24 protein-coding genes are annotated in these 22,711 nt (G+C 60.1%); 14 read left to right on the top strand and 10 right to left on the bottom strand.

Features of this window, described 5'->3' with window-relative positions; genetic code table 11:
- The 3 genes from BDB13_RS27400 to BDB13_RS27390 form a co-directional block, all read right to left on the bottom strand.
- Nucleotides 1-193 (bottom strand): PepSY domain-containing protein (locus BDB13_RS27400; RefSeq protein WP_141210702.1); only part of this gene is annotated, 193 nt, incomplete at its 3' end.
- Nucleotides 194-304: 111 nt separating this feature from the next.
- Entirely contained in the window at nucleotides 305-835 is a 531-nt protein-coding gene (locus BDB13_RS27395) for a hypothetical protein (RefSeq protein WP_094274550.1), read from the bottom strand.
- Nucleotides 836-894: 59 nt separating this feature from the next.
- The gene (locus tag BDB13_RS27390; RefSeq protein ID WP_094274549.1) at nucleotides 895-1,104 is read right to left on the bottom strand and encodes a hypothetical protein; all 210 of its coding nucleotides are present in this window, start codon (nucleotides 1,102-1,104) and stop codon (nucleotides 895-897) included.
- Nucleotides 1,105-1,436: 332 nt separating this feature from the next.
- On the opposite strand from BDB13_RS27390, the gene BDB13_RS27385 reads away from it, so the two are divergent.
- A complete protein-coding gene (locus BDB13_RS27385) occupies nucleotides 1,437-2,372 on the top strand; it encodes a MinD/ParA family ATP-binding protein (protein ID WP_206041287.1) in 936 nt (311 codons plus the stop codon).
- A gap of 20 nt (nucleotides 2,373-2,392) precedes the next feature.
- On the opposite strand, the gene BDB13_RS27380 is transcribed toward BDB13_RS27385, so the two are convergent.
- Nucleotides 2,393-3,427 carry a baeRF2 domain-containing protein gene (locus BDB13_RS27380; protein ID WP_094275251.1) on the bottom strand — a complete coding sequence of 345 codons (1,035 nt, stop codon included), beginning with the start codon at nucleotides 3,425-3,427 and terminating at the stop codon, nucleotides 2,393-2,395.
- Nucleotides 3,428-3,539: 112 nt separating this feature from the next.
- Between BDB13_RS27380 and BDB13_RS27375 the strand changes: the two genes are divergently transcribed.
- Nucleotides 3,540-3,920 (top strand): hypothetical protein, encoded by a 381-nt coding sequence (locus tag BDB13_RS27375; protein ID WP_094274547.1) that lies wholly within the window; start codon nucleotides 3,540-3,542, stop codon nucleotides 3,918-3,920.
- Between the two features lie 171 nt (nucleotides 3,921-4,091).
- On the opposite strand, the gene BDB13_RS27370 is transcribed toward BDB13_RS27375, so the two are convergent.
- Entirely contained in the window at nucleotides 4,092-5,177 is a 1,086-nt protein-coding gene (locus tag BDB13_RS27370) for a M48 family metallopeptidase (RefSeq protein WP_094274546.1), read from the bottom strand.
- Nucleotides 5,178-5,380: 203 nt separating this feature from the next.
- Between BDB13_RS27370 and BDB13_RS32300 the strand changes: the two genes are divergently transcribed.
- The 3 genes from BDB13_RS32300 to BDB13_RS27355 all read left to right on the top strand — a co-directional run bounded on the left by BDB13_RS32300 (nucleotide 5,381) and on the right by BDB13_RS27355 (nucleotide 7,187).
- Nucleotides 5,381-5,536, top strand: a complete 156-nt coding sequence (locus BDB13_RS32300; RefSeq protein WP_094274545.1) for a DUF6131 family protein — start codon at nucleotides 5,381-5,383, stop codon at nucleotides 5,534-5,536.
- Between the two features lie 270 nt (nucleotides 5,537-5,806).
- Complete coding sequence (locus BDB13_RS27360; protein WP_094274544.1) at nucleotides 5,807-6,592, top strand: oxidoreductase; 786 nt, start codon at nucleotides 5,807-5,809, stop codon at nucleotides 6,590-6,592.
- Between the two features lie 154 nt (nucleotides 6,593-6,746).
- Nucleotides 6,747-7,187 carry a hypothetical protein gene (locus tag BDB13_RS27355; RefSeq protein WP_094274543.1) on the top strand — a complete coding sequence of 147 codons (441 nt, stop codon included), beginning with the start codon at nucleotides 6,747-6,749 and terminating at the stop codon, nucleotides 7,185-7,187.
- Here the strand turns inward: BDB13_RS27355 and BDB13_RS27350 are convergent.
- Complete coding sequence (locus tag BDB13_RS27350) at nucleotides 7,171-8,076, bottom strand: class I SAM-dependent methyltransferase (RefSeq protein WP_094274542.1); 906 nt, start codon at nucleotides 8,074-8,076, stop codon at nucleotides 7,171-7,173. The two genes, BDB13_RS27355 and BDB13_RS27350, sit on opposite strands and share 17 nt — an antisense overlap.
- A 265-nt stretch (nucleotides 8,077-8,341) precedes the next feature.
- Between BDB13_RS27350 and BDB13_RS27345 the strand changes: the two genes are divergently transcribed.
- Nucleotides 8,342-8,800: a hypothetical protein gene (locus BDB13_RS27345; RefSeq protein ID WP_094274541.1), complete on the top strand. Its 459-nt coding sequence runs from the start codon at nucleotides 8,342-8,344 to the stop codon at nucleotides 8,798-8,800.
- On the opposite strand, the gene BDB13_RS27340 is transcribed toward BDB13_RS27345, so the two are convergent.
- Nucleotides 8,797-9,378: a hypothetical protein gene (locus tag BDB13_RS27340; RefSeq protein WP_094274540.1), complete on the bottom strand. Its 582-nt coding sequence runs from the start codon at nucleotides 9,376-9,378 to the stop codon at nucleotides 8,797-8,799. The two genes, BDB13_RS27345 and BDB13_RS27340, sit on opposite strands and share 4 nt — an antisense overlap.
- 53 nt (nucleotides 9,379-9,431) lie before the next feature.
- Here BDB13_RS27340 and BDB13_RS27335 point away from each other — a divergent pair, with 53 nt between their 5' ends.
- On the top strand, nucleotides 9,432-10,865 hold the full coding sequence (locus tag BDB13_RS27335; RefSeq protein ID WP_254922982.1) for a cellulase family glycosylhydrolase: 1,434 nt from the start codon (nucleotides 9,432-9,434) through the stop codon (nucleotides 10,863-10,865).
- 279 nt (nucleotides 10,866-11,144) lie between these two features.
- The gene (locus BDB13_RS27330) at nucleotides 11,145-11,333 is read left to right on the top strand and encodes a hypothetical protein (RefSeq protein ID WP_094274539.1); all 189 of its coding nucleotides are present in this window, start codon (nucleotides 11,145-11,147) and stop codon (nucleotides 11,331-11,333) included.
- Nucleotides 11,334-11,533: 200 nt separating this feature from the next.
- Here BDB13_RS27330 and BDB13_RS27325 read toward each other — a convergent pair whose 3' ends face one another.
- The gene (locus BDB13_RS27325) at nucleotides 11,534-12,496 is read right to left on the bottom strand and encodes an HAD family hydrolase (protein WP_094274538.1); all 963 of its coding nucleotides are present in this window, start codon (nucleotides 12,494-12,496) and stop codon (nucleotides 11,534-11,536) included.
- A 177-nt stretch (nucleotides 12,497-12,673) separates the two neighbouring features.
- Here BDB13_RS27325 and BDB13_RS27320 point away from each other — a divergent pair, with 177 nt between their 5' ends.
- Nucleotides 12,674-15,034 (top strand): arylsulfatase, encoded by a 2,361-nt coding sequence (locus BDB13_RS27320; RefSeq protein WP_094274537.1) that lies wholly within the window; start codon nucleotides 12,674-12,676, stop codon nucleotides 15,032-15,034.
- A gap of 15 nt (nucleotides 15,035-15,049) precedes the next feature.
- Here BDB13_RS27320 and BDB13_RS27315 read toward each other — a convergent pair whose 3' ends face one another.
- Together BDB13_RS27315 and BDB13_RS27310 are read right to left on the bottom strand one after the other, a co-directional pair.
- On the bottom strand, nucleotides 15,050-15,397 hold the full coding sequence (locus BDB13_RS27315) for an enoyl-CoA hydratase-related protein (protein ID WP_254922981.1): 348 nt from the start codon (nucleotides 15,395-15,397) through the stop codon (nucleotides 15,050-15,052).
- Between the two features lie 142 nt (nucleotides 15,398-15,539).
- The gene (locus BDB13_RS27310; RefSeq protein WP_094274535.1) at nucleotides 15,540-17,009 is read right to left on the bottom strand and encodes an MFS transporter; all 1,470 of its coding nucleotides are present in this window, start codon (nucleotides 17,007-17,009) and stop codon (nucleotides 15,540-15,542) included.
- A gap of 161 nt (nucleotides 17,010-17,170) precedes the next feature.
- On the opposite strand from BDB13_RS27310, the gene BDB13_RS27305 reads away from it, so the two are divergent.
- From BDB13_RS27305 to BDB13_RS27285, 5 genes are all read left to right on the top strand, one after another.
- Nucleotides 17,171-17,845, top strand: a complete 675-nt coding sequence (locus BDB13_RS27305) for a TetR family transcriptional regulator (RefSeq protein WP_094274534.1) — start codon at nucleotides 17,171-17,173, stop codon at nucleotides 17,843-17,845.
- A gap of 147 nt (nucleotides 17,846-17,992) precedes the next feature.
- Complete coding sequence (locus tag BDB13_RS27300; protein WP_094275249.1) at nucleotides 17,993-19,384, top strand: HNH endonuclease signature motif containing protein; 1,392 nt, start codon at nucleotides 17,993-17,995, stop codon at nucleotides 19,382-19,384.
- Between the two features lie 272 nt (nucleotides 19,385-19,656).
- Nucleotides 19,657-20,448 carry a methyltransferase domain-containing protein gene (locus tag BDB13_RS27295; protein WP_094274533.1) on the top strand — a complete coding sequence of 264 codons (792 nt, stop codon included), beginning with the start codon at nucleotides 19,657-19,659 and terminating at the stop codon, nucleotides 20,446-20,448.
- Between the two features lie 11 nt (nucleotides 20,449-20,459).
- On the top strand, nucleotides 20,460-21,239 hold the full coding sequence (locus BDB13_RS27290) for a class I SAM-dependent methyltransferase (protein ID WP_094274532.1): 780 nt from the start codon (nucleotides 20,460-20,462) through the stop codon (nucleotides 21,237-21,239).
- A gap of 558 nt (nucleotides 21,240-21,797) precedes the next feature.
- A complete protein-coding gene (locus BDB13_RS27285) occupies nucleotides 21,798-22,703 on the top strand; it encodes a hypothetical protein (protein ID WP_094274531.1) in 906 nt (301 codons plus the stop codon).
- Nucleotides 22,704-22,711 lie beyond the last annotated feature (8 nt).

The raw sequence follows: 22,711 nt of genomic DNA, 5'->3' as shown, positions 1-22,711 counted from the left end.
TTTTCTCGATACTGGGTGCGATTGCATAGAGGCCACCGCTCAATGCTGCGATGAGGATGAAGGGGCCGATCAGGATGCCGGCGTAGAAGTGCAGACGCAGGATCAAGGGCCTGGCGGAGCGAGGTTTTTTCGTCGGGGGAGAACTGTCGTTGGAAGCGCGTTCGGGTGCGCGTTCCAATTCGGGTGCGGACATGCGTGTACTCGATCCCGCTGTGCGCCTTTGTCAACCGCCCAGGGTTAATAAAGGCGCACAGCAAAGTGGCGCACGGGTTTTCGTGCGTGAAGTAATAGGGGAATAGGTGAGTTACACGATTGCCGGCGGACCGCGCGTACCAGTGCCCGAAGTGACAAGTTGTCGCAGAACAACTTTGGCGCGGTAGCGCGTGCGCATCGAGGCGGATGCGGGTTCGGGGGTCTGCGGACTCAGAAGGACGGCAACGATGACAGCGACTGTCGATGCGGCGACAACGTAGCCGTGCTCTGCTGCACGAATCAGCAAGGCGCAGACGCCGATGGCGACAATGTGTGCCGCGAGCATCGGGAAGGACAAGAGAAGCCCGTGCTGATGTTCCGAAGCGATGGTCAGCGTTGTATGGCCGATTGCCTGACCCGCGGCAAGCATGAGTGCAAGTGCGACCGCTGGGGAGCGGCGGATGTCGATGGACGACACAACCGCTCCGACGCTCGCGCACGCGAAGATCAACAAAGCCACTGCACTTTCCGAGGGAGCAGTACCGCCGCCACCGAGTGCGTGGGCAGCGATGCTGACGGCGCCGGATGTGCCGCCCACGAAGGCCCCGCGCAACTGCGCGACGTCTGCGGGCCCTGGGGTCATGGACCACAGGATACGGCATCTACTACGAGAGTTAGTAGTTGCCGTGAGTTTCCGGACCATTACCCGGCGTCGACCCCGGCGTCGACCCCGGCGTCGGCGCTGCCGGAGGTGACGGCGAATTCCTTCCGCGGCGTTGTGTCGTTCGGGGCAACGAATTTGCCTGTCGATTGCGGAACAAGAATTTCCGTACCGTACGAACGGATAAGTGCAGCAGATAGTTCGAATTCTCGAATTGCTGAGTCCTGGACGGCCGATGGGACCAAAGTCATCGAATTGCGGGTGTAACGGACTGGCGCTCGATCACGGTATCGACAGCAGAGAAACAAGGCCGCAGAGTGATAGCGTCCGAAACATTACGTCCGAATGATTCCGAACTCGAACTGGGAAAACGGTGCGCAGCGATAACAACGGCTCGAATGGCGGATTTCTACGAAGCGGTTCAGGGTCGGTCGGGACGGACGATTCCTATGCCAACACGATTCGAACGGTCACCTTCACTCCGCAGTTCGACGAGGTTCCTCCCCGGCCGTTGCCCAGTCAGAGAATGCGGCAGACGCGGCGCGAAGAACCGACCGATTTCCGGACCGCAACACCTGCGGAAATGACATCTGTCGACGATCTGGACATCATCAAGCGCGCGAAGCGTCCTCCCGAACGAGGTTTGGGCAGTGTGTTGTTCAAGCTCTCGGGCGGACGGATCAACACTGGGCAGTCGGCGGCCGAACTCGAACATCAAGCGTTGGTTCGTCGCGCAAATCAGACCGTGCGTGGTGTCTACAAGATTGCGTTCATCTCACTCAAGGGCGGCGTGGGGAAGACAACGGCAGCCAAGACCGTCGGCTCGACATTTGCGTCGATTCGGGGCGATCGGATTGTCGCGATCGATGCCAATCCGGATCTGGGTACCCTGGCTGATCGGGAACGACGTGAACATCACCTGACCGTCCGTGATCTGTTGGCCGACGGAGATATTCGCACCTACAGTGACGTGCGTTATTACACCTCACAAGGGGACAGTCGGCTGGAAATCCTTGCCAGCGAAGCGGATCCGGAGACGTCGGAGTCGTTCAACGAGCAGGACTATCTCGATACCCTCCGCATCCTCGAGGTGCACTACAACATCGTCATCACCGACTGCGGAACTGGCATCATGCACTCGGCAATGTACGGAATCCTCGATGAGGCAGACGCTTTGGTTGTCGTCAGTCCGACAGCGCAGGACGGTGCGCGCAGCGCCGCGGCCACTTTGAGTTGGCTGACCAAGCACGGCTACGGCGATTTGGTGAGTCGGTCGGTGGTTGCGATCAACTCGACCCGGCCCGGGTCTTCTTCACTCGATCTCGATCAACTCGAGGATGTGTTCTCGCAGCGAGGAGTTCGCGCGGTACGCACGTTGCCGTACGACGATCATCTCGGCGAAGGCGGTCCGATCGACTTGAAGTTGTTGAACAAACGCACCGCGCGCGCCTACCTCGAATTGGTTGCCGCCATTGCCGACGGATTTCCCGAGTCTCCGGGTAAGCACGCGTCCAGATGACCGGTGCGTGTAGTTGAGTGTCAGATATGCCTCAGTATTGCCCCGTATCCGTCTGCGAGAGTGAGACGTTCGTCGATTTGTACCAGCTCTGCGCCGGTCCGGATCGCTAAATACGGCAGTAGGCGATCGGCGGGGGCGAAGAGGGAATCGCTGGACACCTCTTTGTCATCGGGATCGGTGAAGAGCAAGGTCTCGACCTTTCCCTGTTCCAAAGCGTCCAGCACGCGGGCGGTACCGTCCACGGACAGGTCGCTGTCTCGGCCCTGTTCTGCCACAAAGCGTTCGGTCTCCACATCCATTCGGCGGAGCCGTTCCGTATCGATGAGTTCGCGGATTTCCTTGGCAACCTCCGTGGGTGAGGAACCCGCCGCACGCGATCCCCTCTCGATTTCGACAGCCCGCAACGACGACGGAAGGTGCTGGGCGAATGCGTTCCGCGACTGTACTTCTCCGATGATCACCACCAGTTGAACGTTGTGCTCGCGCGCTAATGTTGCAGTGCGAGTTGCGGCCTGAGTCAGGTTCTTTCGTACATTCTCCTCGGCCAGGGATTGAGTGTCGATATAGCGGTCCGGGCCACCGACTCGGGCCTTGTGTACCGGAAATCCGTCACCGTCCACGGACTCCCCGTACACGTCACGTCCCCGCGAGTCGCGGACACAGAGATCAGCTCCGGTGTGATCGACCTTCGCGATGATGAACGGTTCGGTGTCGTGACCGTGCGCAATCAGCGGAATCAGATAGGGCAGTGATCCGACCGTCACGATGGTCGACGTCGTGGGCTCGAGCAGAATGTCGTCGACCAGAACAGCGTCGGGCGTCACGATGATTGCTCGGCCGGCGCGACCGGAAATTCCGTGGTGGTTGTCTTTCACGCTGTCGAACTGTTCGATCAACGACGCTGGAGCCTCCTGCTTGGACAGTTGGCTTCGCATCGACCGCCATTCCTGCTCGAAGCGCTCACGTGAATCTTCACGGTTTCTGACGTCCTCGAAGTACACGGAGGCAAATGGTCCTTCGCTCGAACCGACCTTCTTCAGTCGCCCAGCATGCATGGCGACTCCTCTCTTGTCGTCGTATCTGTAGTTGTCTTGCCAGGCGTACCCGCTCGAGGTTGATCCGACACGAGGACGGGGTACCCAATCTGATTGGCGAAGGGAGTGCCCGATGTCTGCTGCGCGGCGCAACGGACGGGACACCGAGAAGCGGTGGTCGGATCCCGAAGAATTCCGTCGGGCTGCGATTTTCACGATCGTGGTGGTCGGCACGGCACTTGCGGTCCTGTTGCTCGACGCGCTCGCAGTAAACCGGCAGTCGGGAGACAGTGAATCCGGAGGCGGCGAATCGGGAATGTCCGGGATCGGCATTCTCGCATTTGCGCCGTCGGCGGTCTTTCTGATCGGAGGATTGGCTGCGTTTGTTCAGACGTATCGGGTCTGGCGACGCAGCGGCACTTGGCCGATCTGGCAGGGTGCGGGCTGGTTTCTGATGGTATTGATGCTGTTCAGCCTGGGGTTGGCAGCCTCAGACTACGGTGGCTCGGAGTAGGTTTCCCGTTCGAGTCGCACATTTGTTCGATAGTTGCTAGTGTCGGTGATCGTGAGGGTGGTGCAGAGGGAAGCCTGCACCACCCACACGCCAAAATCTGGTGCCTGACGCTGACTGCCTTCAGTGTCAGGCACCGATTTACGTCAGGCACCGATTTGCGGGATTCAGCGTTCAGTTGCCTTTGTTGGATTCGTCATTCTTGGTTTCCGAACTCCGACGCCAGTGCGTGAAGCGTTCCTTGATGTCGGACGCGACGTCGCCGACGCCGTTGCCCACGGCCCCCACAGCGCCCCCGAGTCCGCTGCCGATATCGCGGACCATCCGGATCAGTGGATCGTCGGATTCGTCGAAGTTCTGCTTGTACGTCTTGGCGGCGTTTTTGAATTCGTCGCTGATCTTTGCGTCGTCATCGTCGACGCGGCGCGGGTAGTTGCCGCGCAGAACGTCGGAGTACGCTCCACTGTCCACCCACTTCTTCAGTTCGGCGGCCCGCAGTACCGAAAATGGGTGTGTCAGTAGTTCGATGTTGAGAAGTTTGAGCACGCCGTCCCGGAGGTCTCCGCTGGAGTCGTACTCGGCGGCCTGGCCGAGGAAGGCTTCGATGTCGATCTCACTCACTCGCGACCCGCCGGCCAACTTCATCTGCACACGAATAGCGGCGTGAACGTCCTGGCCGCAGAGGAGGCCGGCACGATCGCCCGAGAGTTCGGATTTGCGTTGCCATTCCAATAATGCTGCGATGATCGCACGTAGCGCCCAGCCTCCGACGGGTAGCCAACCGATGGTCCCGGCCAAACGCATCAGATGCATCAGGATCGTGCGATAGACGGCGTGACCGGACAACGCATGTCCGAGTTCGTGCCCGATGACAAATCGCTGTTCCTCGTAATTCATTATGTCGAGAAGGCCCGTTGTCACCACCATGAACGGCCGGTCCATGCCGATGGTGAAGGCATTGACCATCGGAGTCTGCAGAACGAAGAGTTCAGGAGTTTCGTCCGCTCCCAAGATGTCGACACAATCGCGTCGTAGGTCGTGAAGGTCGCGGAACTGGCGTTCGTCCACGCGGACAGCGGTGGCCAGATACATCAGCCGGTGTTGGCGCTCCTGGAGTAGTCCCGACAGTGTGCGCAGCACAGTGTCGAATCCGCGAAGGGTGCGGAGCGTGACCAAAGCTGCGCGGTCTGCCGGATGCTCCCAAGCGCGGGAACTGATGTCGGGAAACTCGATCCTGGTGCGGTCTGGTGCTGTAGTCACGTGCGCCTCGCTTCGGTGTTGTCGAATCACCTCCAGCCTATCGACTAGTTGGTTTGGTACATCGAGAGTTGTGGTTCCGGACTGTGCCGACCGGGAAAATAGCCGGTCAGAGCGAGTATGGAAGGCGAACAGTTCGGGTACTCGAGATTCAGTGCCTTGGTATCGAGCGCACGTAACCGGCCAGTCGACTGAAAAGAACTGCCATGATTGTTCTCGGAATTATCTTGCTGATTATCGGATTCCTGGTGAACATTCCGATTCTGTGGACAATCGGCGTTGTCCTCTTGGTGATCGGATTGATTCTGTTCGTGCTGGGTTCGACGGGACGAGCGGTTGGCGGGAGGCGGCACTATTACTGAAGTGCCTGGTACGCCTATTGCAGTACCGGATCGAGGACAGACCCCGCGCCCCATGGGAGTGCGGGGCCTGTCTTCGATCGGTCTTGCCAACATCTCTTAGAGCGTCAACGAGTCCGAGCACACCGAAGCGCGCGTCAACGAGACTACGACGGACTGCGTCGGTTTGCCCGCGATTTACAGAGAAATCACCCTGGAATTCATCCTTTGGGATTCTGCTCAGCGTTGGTGACCGGCTCAATGCTTGATCCGGTCGGGTAAATCGGAGGTTCCATGGATCTGCATCTGAAAGGTAAGACTGCCGTCGTCACGGGGGCCGGCAAAGGCATCGGGCTTGCGATAACTCGGGCGTTGGCCGAAGAAGGTGCCTACGTGATTGCGGGTTCGCGGACTCGCACGGCAGACATCGATTCGCTCGAGGCCGCCGGCGCCATCACCTTCGTCGAGGTTGATCTGTCGAGTACGGAGGGGGCGGAGACGCTCGTCGCGGTTGCGGCAGAACAGGGCGGAATCGATGTACTGATCAACAACGTCGGTGCCGTGACGCCGCGGACCGGAGGATTTGTCAGTGTCGCGGATGCGGACTGGGAGTCATCACTGAATCTGACCTTCATGTCCGCGGTACGAACTATCAGGGCGGCCCTACCTGAGATGGAGCGTCGCGGCGGCGGAAGCATTGTCACGGTCAGTTCGGTAAACGCATTCCTTCCCGACCCTGCCGTAATTGATTACAGTGCGGCAAAGGCTGCACTGACAAATCTTTGCAAGTCGTTGTCGAAAGAATTGGCTCCGAAGGGGATTCGTGTGAATACCGTCAGTCCGGGTCCGGTTCGAACCGCACTCTGGCTGGCAGAGGGTGGAGTTGCATCGACGCTTGCCGAGGTCAGCGGTGTCAGTGCGCAGGAAGTGGTGGACAGTGCGGCAGCGGGTTCGGAGACGGGTCGATTTACGCTTCCCGAGGAAGTCGCGGATCTGGTGCTGTTTCTCGCTGGGGATCGGGCGGCGAATGTGACAGGTGCGGATTTTGTGATCGACGGCGGATTGATCAAGACGCTCTGAGTGCTGTAGGCGTAAATACAGTGTCAGGATGAGCCTTTGGGCGTCAAGACGACGTCAGTGAGCCGTACGGATCAACGTTTTCGGGGTAGTCCTGAAAGTGAGCTGCTGAAGTACCGGTGTACTCGCAGCTCCGGAGATCCATGAAAGGTCGGTCATGACTATTCTTCGTTTTCTCGCTTCGGAACGTGCAACGACGCGATGCGTCCTGGCCCGCGTCGAGTTGACCGATATCGAATCGGCGGAAACTTACGCCGTGCTGGAATCGATGATTGCGCGGCCGCATCTGAAATTGGTCGGACTGTGCGTCAATCTGGGCGTCGGTCATCGTGACGAAATCGACCTGCGGAAGGCCGCTGACCGCGCCGTAGGGTTGATGGAACGAGTCCATCGTGAACATCGAATCCTGATGTCGGAGTTGATTATCGAGACCGTGGCGCTGACACCGCCAGACCTACTTGTGCAGGTCCGAGACGAAGACGCGTTGTCGAGGGCCTTCGATGACCTTCTCGACGATGCGTGCGCTCGCAATCGATATCCACGGCCGACGTTGATCGTGATGGAGGACCTGGGTGTTCAAGCTAGCTCGCGGTCTTGATCGCCGTGAGATATCCCGATTGTTCGGACAGGTCGGCGAGTTCCGGTGGGAGATCCGGGATCGGTTCGCCGTAGATGTTTGCCAATTCGATGGAATTGAGGCACTCGACCGACCAGTCGTGCTCGGTCAACCACTGCTTCGGATCGGCACGCTCGTCCTCGTAGAACAGCGCAGCCATGTCGAAGTCTCCGAACGGATCCTTGCTGAAATACTTTGCCCGGATGTCCGCGAATCGTTGCGCATCTATACCAGATGGAAAGTAGTTCAACGCAAGTCGGCTACCGGACGACGACAGGTTGTCGATTCTTTCGAACAGTGCGTCGTGTGCGGGGCCAGGGAGGTAGGCCAAGAGTCCCTCCGCGGACCACGCGGAGGGTGTGCTCGGTTCGAACCCCGCAGCTTTGAGCGCAGTGGGCCAGTCATCTCGTAGATCGACTGCGACAGTGCGACGGTCTGCTTTCGGTTCTGCGCCGTGTTCGGTGAGTACCCGCTCCTTGAATTCCAACACCTTTGGTTGGTCGACCTCGAAAACCGTAGTGCCGGTTGGCCAATCCAGTCGGTAGGCCCGCGCATCCAAACCGGACGCCAGGATCGTCGATTGAGATACTCCGGATCGGGCAGCAGTGAGGAAAAAGTCGTCGAAAAATTTGGTTCTGATGCCCATGCCCATCCCCATGAAGCCGGAGAAGGGTAGGTCGTCCAACGACGACGGGCTGGCTAGTAGTGCGGAGAAATGTGGTTCACCGGCGGACTCTACGAACCAGGGCGCGTACGGATCCTCGATCAACGCATTGGGGCGCAGTGATTCGATCGCTCGAAATGTTGCCACTCCCAACGCAGTCAGGCCGACACTGCTGACAATGTCCCAAGTATCTCCATCTGTGCGCATCGTTGAGTTTCCTCCCGATTTTGGTGCACGCCTGTTTCGGTGCACGAGTGTTGTGGGTGCACATCTGCTCTTGCCGTCCGACCATTCTTGATCCTACGCTCGTCGAGAAACGAGGGCAGGCCCGTGGATTTGGCGGAAGTAGGCGAGAATTAATCATATGTTGAAATTGTTGTAGTGCAACACTTTTCGAGTTGAAAACAATATTGTCAGGGACTTGCCAGGGCTGTCCCAGCGGGCAGTCAGGTTGATCGCATTGACTGACTACATGCGTTCACCGCAACATGATTCGCTTGACCGCCTGGCAGCAGCGGCACGCAGTGGAAACGCTGCGTCGATGGCGGGGCTGTATCTCGCTATCCGGCCGATGGTGGTGCAACGTGCACGAGCCGAACTCGATCCCGCCGCGGTAGAGTCCGTCGCCGACGCTGCCTGTTGTGCGGTAGTGAACTCGGTCCCTGACAGGTCTGCGCCGGACGAACCGTTGTTGCACTTGGTGTATTCCACGACAAGCCGGATGATCGCGCGTACGGGAGCGGAGTCTCGGACTCGACTTCCAGCCGGGATCGATGTACTGCCGGAGCGTGAACGTGAGGTGCTGATCTTGCGGGTGATTGTCGGACTCGATGCGGACGACACCGCGATCGCACTCGGAAACACACGAAGTCAGGTATTGCTGGCCCAGTACCGGGCACTGCGAACGCTTGGTGTTTCCCGCGGAGGCTAGGGCGTTGCGCCGTGACGACCGGCGTCCTCGGTTTCCCTTACCGGCGGTGGTCGAATCGCGGCGTGCACTACCCCGGTGAGGATTCCGAGGATCGCACCCCAGATCAACGTGACAAGAATCGTTGCTGTCACCGCAACAATGTACGTGGCCAGATTGTGGTGAGAATCAAAGCTGAGGAACACAATTCGAATGACGTTGCCGATCACTGCCCCGGCGACGGTGGCGGTTATACCGGCAAGGAAGGCGCGAGCGCGACCAGACTGTGGGTGCCGGTTCGCCCACGAATTCAGATACAGCAACACGATCCCGATCATCACGAATGCGGCAAGAACATCGACTGCCCAGTACAGCCAGGTGGTCTCGCCCAACGGGAACAATCGCAGTGGCGGTACTGCGAAGGGTAACCCGATGGCACTCGGAACGAGGGCTTCCGGCATCGACGTCAGCCAACGTCCGGTGAGAGGCCAGAAGCCGAGAAGCGCGGAGATTGCTGCGACCGTCGCTGCGGCCGATACGGCAGGCAGGCGGAGGCTCCGGACCTGCGTCGTTTGTGAAAACGCCACCTCGTTTGCTGACATGGCGCAACATTAACCCAATTGGTAGGACGATCGTCCAACTTTGGAGGGTATTGATGGCACTCGGAATGCGCCGGGGCACGCTGGTCACGTTGGCCACTGTCGGTGCCTTGGTTCTCGCCGGCGGGATCGGTGCCGCTGTGCGTTCGGATCCGGTGTCGCCTGCTTCATACGTCACCGATGACGCCGGTCGCGCTCTGATCTTGCGGGGATTCAATACCGCTTCGAGTTCCAAGAGTGCCCCGGACGGCATGCCCGAATTCACCGAGGCCGACCTCGACCGTGAACATACGGATATGGGGACCAACTTCGTCCGATTCCTGATTTCATGGCGGGCGGTAGAACCGTCGCCCGGTCAGTACGACGACGCATATCTCGATCGAGTTGCCGAGCGGGTCAGCTGGTTCTCCGAGCGTGGATACTCGGTGATGCTCGACATGCACCAGGATCTGTACTCGAGCGCAATCACTCCCAGCGGGCAATCGGGTAACGGTGCGCCGCCGTGGGCCACCTACATGGACGGACTTCCCGTGGGGGAGCACGACATGTGGGAGATGTACTACCTCGATGCCGGAGTGATTCGTGCTTTCGACAATTTCTGGAACACAACCGGGCAACATCCGGAACTGTCCGATCACTATGCCAACGCCTGGAAGGTTGTCGCGCAACGGTTTGCGGACAATCCTGCCGTGGTGGCGTATGACCTGATGAACGAACCGTACGGCGGCACGCTCCAAGGCCCGGCGTTCGAAGCCGGACCACTCACCTCTCTGTACCAAAAGACCGCCGACGCGATCCGAACCGTCGATCAGGACACGTGGGTATGCGTGGCTCCTCAGGCCATGGGTACCAACTGGGGCACGCCGAGCGGACTCGGTGCGGTCGATGATCGACGTGACGGAGATGCGCGAATTGCTTACTGCCCGCACATCTATCCGCTACCGATGGACCTCGGCGGTGGATACGTCGGCAGTTCGCAGAGCGCAGTCGATATCACTGTCGACGCGTGGCGTGACAACGCCCTGAGGACAGCGGCAGCGTTGGGTGACGTGCCGATTATCCTGGGTGAGTTCGGGTTGGATACAACATTGCCCGGAGCGCTCGACTACGTCGACAAGGTGTATTCCACAGCTGCAGACATGGGTGCCGGGGTGGCCTACTGGTCACGCGATCCAGGTTCTTGGGGTCCGTACGAGGAGGACGGAACCGAACGTAATCTGGTTGCGGCGCTGGATAATCCGTACCCACGTGCAATCGCGGGCCAGCCGCTTTCCTTGACCGTCGAGAGTGATCGGCTCGAATTCTCCTACACCCCGGACCGGTCGATCACGGCGCCGACGGAAATCTACTTACCGGCCCGGACCTTCCCGAACGGCGGCGCCGTAGTCGGCGCAGATGTCGGCCGTTGGAGCCCCGAAACCCGCATCCTCGAACTGAAAGCGCCTACCGGCAAGGGGGATAGGACCGTGCTGATCACTCCCACGGCGTGATATTCGCCGAGATGTGACAAGCTCCGGCCTTGATCAGTGTGCGCCGCCGAGTTCGATGAACAGAACGCCGACGAGGATCAAGGCCAAGCCGCCACCAGCAGTATCCACTTCCGCATCAATGTGTCGCGTCTTTCAATAGTGAGCAGCCGGGCAGCGATGATCTGCCTTGGCGAGTGCATGGTCGCTGCGAGCGCGTAACCGAAATTCGTTGGCCGGACCATCGGGTCACATTGCATACTTCGATGTACCTTCGAGAATCGTTACGCCAGGAGAACATTGATGAGAAGCCCGGACCGGATCGACCCGATACTGACCAAGCTCGGCGCCCTCTGGCGCGCAAACCCCGACTTGCGGCTGACACAGTTGGTTGTGGCCCTCGCCGATACCGGCGAAACGATGCCGGGGTTCTTCTACACCGAAGATTCGGCGATCGACGAGGCGCTCGATCGCCGTATCGCGGATCGTTAGCACTCAGAGAATTCTCAGCAAGATTGCGTACGTTAGATTTCGGCTCGTTGACGCCTTCGGGATGTTGCCGTGCCGCGGTATACGGAAGCCGTCGGCACCGATAGGCGTCTGCGGCTTCCGTGTTCCCGTGCTGTGTTCCCGTGCCATTGCCCTCGATACTGGTTGCTGGTCGACTCGACTCAGCGTGAATCTGGACGCAGCTAGAACACTGTGGTCCAGTCGTCTTTGACACTGACCACCGTCCAGTTGTTGTCGCGGGCTAGTTTGAGTGCTTCTTCGGCACCTGCCACATAGTCGAACTCACGGTCGGGATCGTCATGGAGTACTAGAAGACGCAGAGCGGGGCGGTTCGGTTGCTCGGAAAACTTCAGCATGGGAATGTCGCCGTTGCTGTTGCCGGCTGCCATGAGAGGCCGTCGGCCGGTTCTGTTCCAGATCCGAATCGGCTTTTCCGGACCGTCATCGACTACATCTGCCTCTGGCTTGCGCCAGATACTGCCGCTGGTGCCGTCGTCCCGCCAGTCCAGTGACACGCCGCTGCCAATGACTCGCTGTCGCGGGATACCGTACATCTCTTCGCTGATGGGCCGCATGAAGTCACGTCCGCCGCCGGAGACGATGTAGTTTCGGAAACCGTTGTCTCTCAGGTATTTCAGCAACTCGACCATAGGTGCGTAGCTGCACGTCAAGTAGCTGCGGTCAAGGGTGGGATGACGGGCGGCACGTAGAAATGTGTCGGCCGGGGCCTCGAATTCCTCGACGGTTACTTCGGCGAACCCGGTCAACACACCGGCAGCAATGACCTTCAAGGTGGTGTCGTCGCCGCGGTAGTGAGCGGTGATCACGTCGTTCAACCACACATAGTCCCGGGTGTACGCGGCCCGCCAGGGTTGGCGGGTACGGAGTTGCGGGTCGTGTTCGGCCATCTCCACCAGACGGCGCAGGATGAAGTCGAGTTGGATCGGCATCGGCTTCTCACACCACAAGGTGCCGTCGTTGTCGAAAACTGCGATGCGGTCTTCCGGTGGGACTTCGTCAGGATCGCCTCGGGTGGTCACCCGCTCGACGAAGTTCACAATGGCTCGTTTACTCTCGCCGGCTTGCCAGGTCAGGAGGGGATCGTGCGCATCCGAGTTCGCGTCACCGCCGAGAGGATTGCTCATGATGTCGGCTTCCTACTGAACGGGTCGTGACGCCCAGCCATCTCATCATCTGATCCGGCGGCGGATATGGCATCGCCCGTTTCGGGCGAGCTGGGTTTCGGTCACCCGTTTCGGGGGATGCCACCGACTATGCGGCCGCAGAGGCTGGAAGTGAGACCACACACAAGGAGCCAGGTTATGGCCAAAACATTCAACGGCGTCGTCAATCTCGATATTCGTGACTCGGTCCCCGACTGGGGTCCGTACGAGCAACCGAAAGCGGAGCCCGGGACACCGAACATTCTCTACATCGTGCTCGACGACGTTGGCTTCGGCGCACTCGGCTGCTACGGCGGGCCGATCGAGACTCCCAACATCGACCGGATCGCCGCGAACGGATTGCGGTACGGCCAATGGCACACCACTGCGCTGTGTTCCCCGACGCGATCGTGCTTGCTGACCGGCCGCAACCACACCACAAACGGCATGGCCTGTATCAGCGAGTGTGCAGTCGGTTTTCCCGGCGGAAACGGTCACATCCCTCCGGAATGCGCCACACTCGCCGAGGTTCTGGTCGGGCAGGGGTTTAGTACCGCGATGGTCGGAAAATGGCACCTGTGCGCCGAGGACGAGATGAATCTTGCCTCCACTAAACGGAATTGGCCGGTCGGTCGAGGTTTCGAGCGCTTCTACGGATTCCTCGGCGCCGAGACAAACCAGTGGTATCCAGATTTGGTTCACGACAACCACCCCGTCGAACAACCGTCGACGCCGGAAGAGGGGTATCACTTCAGCGTCGACATCACCGACAGGGCCCTCGAGTACATCGGGGATGTGAAGGCGATCGCTCCGGAGCGGCCGGTATTCCTGTACTACGCACCAGGGTGTGCGCACGCCCCGCATCACGCGCCGCGCGAATGGGCTGATCGGTACGCCGGCAGATTCGACGCAGGCTACGAAGCGATGAGGGACGAGATTTTGGCTAGGCAGAAGGCGATGGGCCTGGTCCCACCGAACACCGTGCTGCCGTCGCTCAACCCGATCGGAACCCCGGAGACGAGAACAGGACCCGGCGGCGAGCAGTTTCCGCCGTTGGATTTCACGCGTCCCTGGGACACGCTCTCGGCGGACGAGCAGCGATTATTCGCTCGGATGGCCGAGGTGTACGCGGGCTTTCTCTCCCACTGCGACGATCAGATCGGACGACTCCTCGCCTACCTCGAGGAGATCGAACAACTCGACAACACCATCATCGTGGTGGTCTCCGACAACGGTGCCAGCGGCGAGGGTGGGCCCAACGGTTCGGTCAACGAGAACAAGATCGCCAACGGAGTGCCGGACGACCTGGCCGAGAACCTGGCAATGTTGGACCAATTGGGCAGCACCGAGACCTACAACCATTACCCGAACGGGTGGGCGATGGCTTTCAACACCCCGTTCAAGATGTGGAAGCGGTACTCGTTCAACGGCGGCACCTGCGACCCGTGCGTCATTTCCTGGCCTGACGGAATCGCGGCTCGTGGTGAAATTCGGGACCAGTACCACCACGCCATCGACGTAGTCCCGACATTGCTCGACTGTGTCGGTCTGGAACTCCCCGACACAGTGAAGGGATATACCCAGCATCCGATCCAGGGCGTGAGTATGCGCTACAGCTTCGACGCCGGAAACATTCCGACGGCCAAGCACACTCAGTTCTACTCGATGCTCGGAGGTCGCGGAATCTGGCACGACGGTTGGAAGGCCGTCACGACACACCCGACGCTGAGCGGGTGGGGTCACTTCTCGGAAGATACCTGGGAGCTCTACCATACCGAGGTGGACCGGGCTGAACTCCATGACAGAGCAGCAGACGAACCTGGTCGGCTCGCCGAACTCGTCGGGTTGTGGTTTTACGAGGCAGGTGCCAATCAGGCTCTGCCGCTGGATGATCGCTCCGGCGTCGAACTTCTCACCACGCCTCGGCCCCAACTCGCGCCTCCCCGCAACCGCTACGTCTACCGACCCGGTGGAGCTGAAGTGCCTGAGGCCGTCGCGGTCAATCTTCGCAACCGCTCCTTCTCGATCGGCGCCGTCGTAGATCTACCGGAACCGGACGCGGAAGGAGTTCTGTTCTCGCACGGTGGGAGGTTCGGTGGGCACTCCCTGTATGTCAAGGACAACCGCCTGCACTATGTGTACAACTTCCTCGGTAGCGAACAGGAGAAAATCGACGCCACCGAAGATCTTCCGATCGGTGAAAACCTTTTACTGGCAGCTTCTTTCGACAAGGAGGGTGAGGACCCGCCAGGAACTGCCCACGGGTTGCTGAGCCTCTACTACGGAGACAAGAAGGTCGGTGAGGGCCGGATCCGAACTCAGCCAGGCAAATTCAGTATCGGAGGCGGGGAAGGACTCAACGCGGGCCGAGACAGCGGTGAGCCCGTCACCGACGACTACTCGGGGACGTCTCCATGGGCATTCACAGGTGGGACGCTCAACCGGGTAGCCGTCGATGTCAGCGGTGAACCGTATGTTGATCTGGAACGTGAGGCCGTCGCCATGCTGTCGCGCGAATAGCTGGTGACGGTGTATTCAGTTCTCTTGCAGGATCTTCTGATCGGAGATGCCTGCCGCCGGCCTGCGTAGCAGTGCAAGGGGAGCGGCATACAACTGTTTCTCGATTTCTCCGAGAGTGTGGCCCCGGGTGGTGGTCAGTGTGCGAGCGCGTTCGACTGCCTTGGTCAGAACTTCGGCTTCGGAGGCAATTTTATCGACGAGTCCTGCTGTCAGCGCATCGATTCCGCCGTATCGTCGACCGGTGGCAAGTGCAGTGTGCGCTGTGCGCGTAGGTAGCCGCGACGCGAGCAACGCAATGCTGCCGGGCGTGTAACTTGCCCCGATGGTGATACCGGGTAGACAGCAGTATCCGAGTCTCGGCACCGACGGCATTGGCGACGGTATGAACGTAGATCCGGCGGTGCTGGAGCGGCATCACCGCGATGCACCGGGTCGCTGACGGAATTCTCGCCAGCGACCCGGTCAAGCAAAATGCCCGGAACGTCTATCCGTCCGCGGTTGGAATTCAGTTCGCGTTGGCAGGTTCCCTCACGGCCGAGTTGTCGTGAGTCTCTGTGGCGGAGTTCGGTTTCTGGAACTTGGGGATGAAGGAGGTCAGGATGAGCGCGATAATCGCGGATCCGGCGGCCAGGGCCATGATCACCCGGAAAGCATTTTCGGAGGGCAGCGTTGCGCCGCCGAGCGACATCGTCATCTGGGCGATGACAACGCCGGCAATGGCGCTGGCGAACGACGTTCCCAGTGAGCGCATCAGTGTGTTGAAACTGTTGGCTGCTCCGGTTTCCGACAGTGGGACGGCGCCCATGATGAGGGCAGGCATTGCGCCGTAGGCCATTCCGGTGCCGGCACCGGTGATGATCGCGATCATGATCAGCTGCCAGATCGAATGCATAGCGAAGATGCCGATTGCATAACCGACCGCGACTACAACGGCACCGATCATGAGGGTGATTTTGGCACCGTACAAGTTGGTGATGCGGGAGGAGACGGGTGCGATCAGCATCATGACGATGCCGGACGGCGCCATAACCAGACCCGCGGTGAGCATGGACCCGCCGAGTCCGAAGCCGGTGGCTTCGGGCAGTTGAACAACTTGCGGGAAAACCATGCTCAGGGCGAACATCGCAAACCCGAATACGATGGATGCGAGGTTGGTGAACAGTACCTGTGGACGTACGGATACCCGCAGGTTGACCAGCGGCTGAGGGGTTCGTAGTTCCCACCATCCCCAGATGACAAACGCGACCAGCGAGATGCCGAGCATCGTGAGGGTCTCGGTACTTGTCCAGCCCCAGGAGTTGCCCTTGGATATCGCCAGGAGGAGGGCGATCAGAGCGGCCGAGAGTGATACGGCGCCGACGAAGTCGAACTTGCCACCGGTGCGAACCGTGGATTCGGGAACATTCACGACGACCAACGCTGTCACGAGGATGCCGAGGGCAGCCGATGTCCAGAACAGAACATGCCAGTTGGCATATTCGGCAATAAGAGCTGCAAGTGGGAGACCAAGTGCGCCACCGACTCCCATTGATGCACCCATCGCTGCGACCGCGCCCGCAAGCTTCTTCGGGGGAAGTACGTCGCGCATGATGCTGATGCCCAGTGGGATGACACCGGCGGCCAGTCCCTGTAATACGCGTCCGAAGATAAGCGGTACCAGGCTCGAACTCAGCGCTCCGATAACCGAGCCGGCTACGAGAAGCGCCAGGCTGATCAGAAGTAGTCGGCGTTTGCCGAACATGTCGCCCAACCGGCCCATCGTCGGGACAGCTACGGACGCGGCCAACAATGTGGCCGTCACGGCCCACACGGTGTCCGACGCGGGTGCGTTCAAGTATTCGGGCAGATGCGGAATGATCGGGATGACAAGTGTTTGCATCAGGGAGACGACGATGCCGGCGAACGCCAGAACTGCGACTACAGCGGTAGTGGACGGTGGCTTGGTCCCTGCGGGTGCAGCAGTAGGTATCGACATTGAGGAGGCTCCATCGGAGAAAAGGGGAGATTTCGTGAATTAAGTCAATTGCTTGAACTAAAGTTAAAGCAATTGACTGACTTGATGCAAGGGTGTGATGTTGATGGTGACCAAGATCTCGGGCGCAGGACTGCGCTGGGCTAGCGACTGCGACGGTAGAAATGACGACAAAATCTGAAGACGTAGCGAGCATTCGGAACGCTCCGGCGAATGCCGCTCGGTCCGTTGCGACCCGCGAACGAATACTTGATGCTGCCGAGCAGTTGTTTGCAGAGCATGGCGTCTTCGCGGTATCGAATCGGCAGGTGAGCGAGGCTGCCGGGCAGGGCAACAATGCTGCGGTCGGGTATCACTTCGGTACAAAAACTGATTTGGTGCGAGCGATCGTGAACAGACGTGCCACGCAGATTGAGCAAAATCGCCTCGAACTGTTGGCTGAGATCAAAGGGTCGACCGATGTACGTGACTGGATTACCTGCCTGGTTCGAGCGTCCACTGACTATTACCGAGAGTTGGGGACGCCCACCTGGTATGCGCGGTTCAGTGCCCAGGTATTGACGGATCCGGGTCTTCGTTCCGTTGTCTACATCGAGGCGCTGTCCGCGCCATCGCTGCAGGAGACGCTTGTTTCGCTCGCTGCCTGCCTACCTGACATGCCGACTGAAGTCCGGCATGCCCGTGCCGAGATGGCGCGGCAGGTGATGGTGCACATGTGCGCCGAGCGCGAAAAGATGCTTGCCGATGGGGAGGGGCTAGAGGTCTCCGGGTGGAATGATTTTTCAACGGATCTTGTCGACGCGCTTGTCGGCCTGTGGTGCGCACCGGTTACGCGATAACGGGGAGAGTCTGCTTTTCTGTCGTAGAAGTCTGAAAGTTGGGTGCTGCAACGGCATTCGATGCGCTGTAGAGATTTTCCTATCTGAAACTTTCCCTTGACTCGAATGGATGTTCGAGTATAATTGGGGGCAAGGATGGGGGATCCGATGAGCGTCGATACCGTAGTTGCCGATGTCGTGGCCGGTTCTGCTGTGAATGTGCGCGGCAGGCTGTGGCGGTTGCGGCCGTGCGACGTGCGGGACGTCGCAGTCAAGGCATCGGCGGAAATTCTTCGGCTGGAAGCGATTCGGGTTGCCGCGGTCGACGAGTTGGCGCTTCATCCGGACGAGTCGGTGCTGTGTTACCGCGGCGTCGGCCGCTGGCTGGCCGCCAATACGATGCTGCAGAATGCGGCCGGAATCAAGATCGCCGCCCTCGGGGTGGCCTTGCGAGCGTTCCCGGCTATCGCGGCGCAGTTCGATGCCGGGGACCTCACTGTCGATCATGCCGCGCTGATCATCGCGTTCTGCGAGTCCCCACCCAAAGGGATGCCCGAGCAGGCGCTGCCGCACTGCATCAAAACCTTGCTCGCGGCAGCCTCCGGGGTGGAGGCGACCACCACGAAGTTGCGGTACGCCATCGCGGTGTTGGAGCGGATCTTCGAATCCGAGGACATCCCGGCTGGGGAGGACGAGGACCGCAACGAACTACGCATCGCGCCGACGTTGAACGGTCGGGTGGTGATCAAGGGTGAGTTCGATGCGTTGACCGGCGAAATGCTCTTGTCGGCGTTGTCGGGGTTGTCGATGCCCGTCCCGGCGGCGGACGGAACTCCCGATGCTCGGTCGGCTGCGAAGCGGTCGGCGGATGCGTTGACGGAGTTGATTCGTCGGTATCTCGACAATGCTGCGACGGGGGTGGATGGTGGTCAGCGTCCGCATGTGAATGTGCATGTGACGGCGAAAGATCTTGCGGAGCATCGGGACTGCGCCTCGACCCGGACGACAGCTTCCGGCTCAGACAGTGGAGACGGTGACGTCGAAGACGGGGCCGATGAGGATGCACCGGTGTGGGGCTTCGACGACCTGGAGGACTTCGACGATCTTGATGTCGGGCACATGCCGTGGATGGGCCCGTTGAGTATCACCCGCACCCGGATGTTGGCGTGCGATTGCATGCTCTCGACGGTCCTCCTCGACGAACACGGTGCCCCGCTCGATGTGAGTCCGTTGAAGCGGTTGGTGTCGGCGGCGCAGCGGACGGCGTTGATCGCCCGCGACAAGGGATGTGCCTTCCCCTCCTGTGATGCGGTGCCGGCGTGGTGCGACGCGCACCATATTCGGCCGTGGTCTCAGGGCGGGCCGACGGTGATGGACAACCTCACCCTGCTCTGCCGAGCGCATCACACTTTGATTCACCGCAAGGCCGGGTTTGCCGGGCAGTGGGAGATCAAGATGGGATCCGATCGCAGGCCCTGGTTCGTTCCGCCGGCGGGGATCGATCCGGAGCAGCGGCCGCGGCGGTCAACGCTGCCGCCCGGTCCGGTGCTGCGCACGTGAATTGTGTTGCGGCAGAATCATATGCTTGCCAAAACTGCAGACAGTGTCAAGCTTCGCGTCGGGGATACTCCGCCGCGAAGTTTGTCGTGGGGATTGCCGCCGACCATCAGGATCACTCCGGTCGGGTTTAGGTGCAATTACTACTGGCTACCCAATCGACTTGGTCTACAACGCCGACGGCATGATCATGCCCAGTCGATCCATCAGTCTTGATCAGAGCCTCTCGGGACACACTGGCATATCGGGCCAGACAACGAAGGAGATGGTTCGCGGTGAATCGCAAGTCGGAGTCGAAACCGATCTCGACGATCGCGACTGCTCCGCGGATCGAGGAACTGTTGCGCCCGGAGACCAACTGGGTACCGACGTCGGACGGGTTTATGGACACCCTGCCCGGAGAGACGGTTCCGCCCCCGGGGCGAGCGCAGGCAGCATGGCAAACGCAGCTCGGGTCCTCGATATATCAACGGATGCAACGGTTTATGGCTCTTTTGGCGCCCGGATATGGGACGGTCGCCGCGGAGATCCGGTTGCGGCCAGGGGAGACGGTGGTTGATGTGGGCTGCGGACCAGGCAATGTCACGATCGGTTTGGCTGACGCGGTCGGGCCCCACGGATTGGCCGTCGGAGTGGATCTTTCCGCGCCGATGTTGGCGCGAGCCGCACATCAGGCCCGACCCAACATGGGGCTGATCCGCGCCGACGCCACCCGGCTTCCGATCCGCGACGACAGCGTCGACGCGGCCTGCGCCACCGCGGTAATCATGCTTGTGCCCGAACCAGTTGATGCCCTGACCGAGATGATTCGGATCGTCAAACCGGGCGGGTGGTTGCTGGTGATGGTCCCGTGCAGACCGACCGGACTCACTGCGCCGGTCACCGGTCCGATGATCGACGCTGTCGGACGGCTCGCCGGTGCTCGCATGTTCAACGCGGATGACGTGGCAATCCTACTCGAGTACCTGGATTGCGAGCGTATCTACAGCCGTCAGCAGTTGAACATGCTCACCGTACGAGCTCGAACACCGCGCTCTACGCAGGATCCGAAATCCGCGTCATCCTGAAGGAGTGACTCGTGACCACCGACGACATACAACCTCAACCGCCAGGCCAGCCGCGCCCCGCTGACTTCGATGCCCTCTATCGCGGCGATTTCGACGCTTTCAGGCGCAACGTCGAACTTCCTGATGCCGCCGAGTCCGCCGACTTCGAGTTCGACCGAGTGCCCTGGGATATCGGCGAAGCTCAGCCGGTGGTCCGCGCCTTGGAGGCTGACGGTCGATTCAGCAGCGAGGTGCTCGACATCGGTTGTGGGCTAGGCGAAAACGCACTGTTCCTCGCCGACCGTGGGTACGAGGTGTGCGGACTCGACGCTTCGCCCACCGCAATCGACATCGCCCGCGAACGTGCCCGCCGCCGTGGGCTGGAAAAAGCCGTCGACTTCGGCGTCGCCGATGCCACCGACCTGTCCGGTTACGCCGGTCGGTTCTCCACCGTCATCGACAGTGCCCTCTACCACTGCTTTCCCGAGGACCAGCGTCAGCGGTACGCCGAGTCGGTGCTGCAGGCCTGCCGACCTCAGGCCAGGCTCCACCTGGTGTGTTTTTCGGACCAGGTTCCCGAACAGTTTCCGGGTCCATACCGCATCAGCGAGGACAACCTCCGTCGCACACTAGGTGACGCGGGATGGATAGTTCGACGGCTGGAAAGGGTCACGTATACCACCGCATTCACGCGGGATGATCTTGCGGGTCAGCCAAATTCGCCCTTGGCTGCGATTGTTGACGGCCTTGGCTTCGACTCGAACAACCGACTCCTCGCCCCGGCCTGGCTAGCCACGGCCGAGCATCCTTGAGCGCGGTGAACTGTCCGTGACGGCCATGACTACTGCCAGATCTCCAGACATGAATACTGTGCCCATGAATACTGTGGTCATGAATACCGTGGCCTTGGAGCTGGTTCCGCCCGAGTTGTAGGAGGCCAGTGGGCATTGGCGACAGTCATCTACTGCGTACGCAGTATCGCGGGCACTGTCACGTTGCGCGAAAAGCGCAGCGGTGCGACTGGTTTTGGAGCTCCCGCTACGAATTTCCGGTGCACGGTCCTCGCCGACTGGAAACGAGCTCCGGACAGGTCATGTTCGATGATCAACCGAAAGATGCACTGCACGAATCGTTTACGGTTCTAATTCACAAATACTGTTGGGGGCAATGTAAGAGAGTTCGCCACTGGGTATCCATTCTCGTTCGAGCATCGTTTATTTCCGCTGTGGCAGTTCCGGAATCGTTTGCCTTGTCCCGCCCACGGATAGTGCGCGGGTCAACGCCAGGTCTTGACACGGCATCAGTCGCGGCGTTTGACTGATGTACTTGCTTGTGTTGAATCGCCCGACTGTGTTCTGGGAGGTTGACGTATGCGCGACAAAGGGTTAGCGGGTCCGGTAGATCGACGCGGAGCACCCCACCGCAGGGCCATCTCGGTACTGACATTGGTTGGAGCGTGCCTTCTTGCTCTGGCAGTTCCTCAGACCGTCAGCGCCGAATCAGTAGAGATGATGGGCGACACGGGGTTTGCGATGCCCTTTGTCGGGGCGCCCGGCTACGAGCGATTGGGGCCGACGCAGATGACCAGTCCGGATCAGCTCAACGCGCCACTCGGTCAGCAAGCGGCGGACCAGATCGCCAGTCAGATCGGGCTCAAGCCGGCTGACGCACTATCGGATCAGCAGTATCGAGATCTCATCACCGGAGGTGGAGTCGGTGGCGACCGCGACGCTGCCAAGATGATCGAGGAAAGCATTCTCATTCTCACCAATACGAACGGCCGTCCATTCTTTTCCAACGCTGACGGTCACCTCACGCCGTCGGTTCTGGCCAGCTATGGGCTCTACGTGAACACAAATGGGATGTTGCAAAGTCCGGCTAACGCGGATGCGCCTACCCGGCAGGTGAACGCTTTGATTGCTCCCGGCGGGTATGTCGGAACCTGGTTGCGGAACAACGATGCGACAGACACCCTGATAGCGCTCTATCGGTCGGCCTACACGGTGCAGTTGCCCTTTGGTATTGCATCGCAACAAATTTCGGGCAACGCTCAACTGGTGACGAACACCAAGGGTGGAGTGAGTTCGGAGGTGGGCATGTCAATGGCACCGCCGCTCTGGATAGTGAACTTTGCGTTGCTCTACATTGTGAAGCCCTCCCTTGCGGCCGCGATGCCGGCGCACTGGGCTCCCATTCCTTCAGTGGTTGCCGACGCCGTGAAGTCGAGTCCTACCGGCCAGGTTCCTTTCAGCGACTATGCGTCGTACTTCGAATGATTCGATAC

This window comes from Rhodococcus sp. OK302, from assembly GCF_002245895.1.
Lineage (GTDB): Bacteria > Actinomycetota > Actinomycetes > Mycobacteriales > Mycobacteriaceae > Rhodococcus_F.
This window is presented reverse-complemented; position numbering and strand designations above follow the sequence as displayed.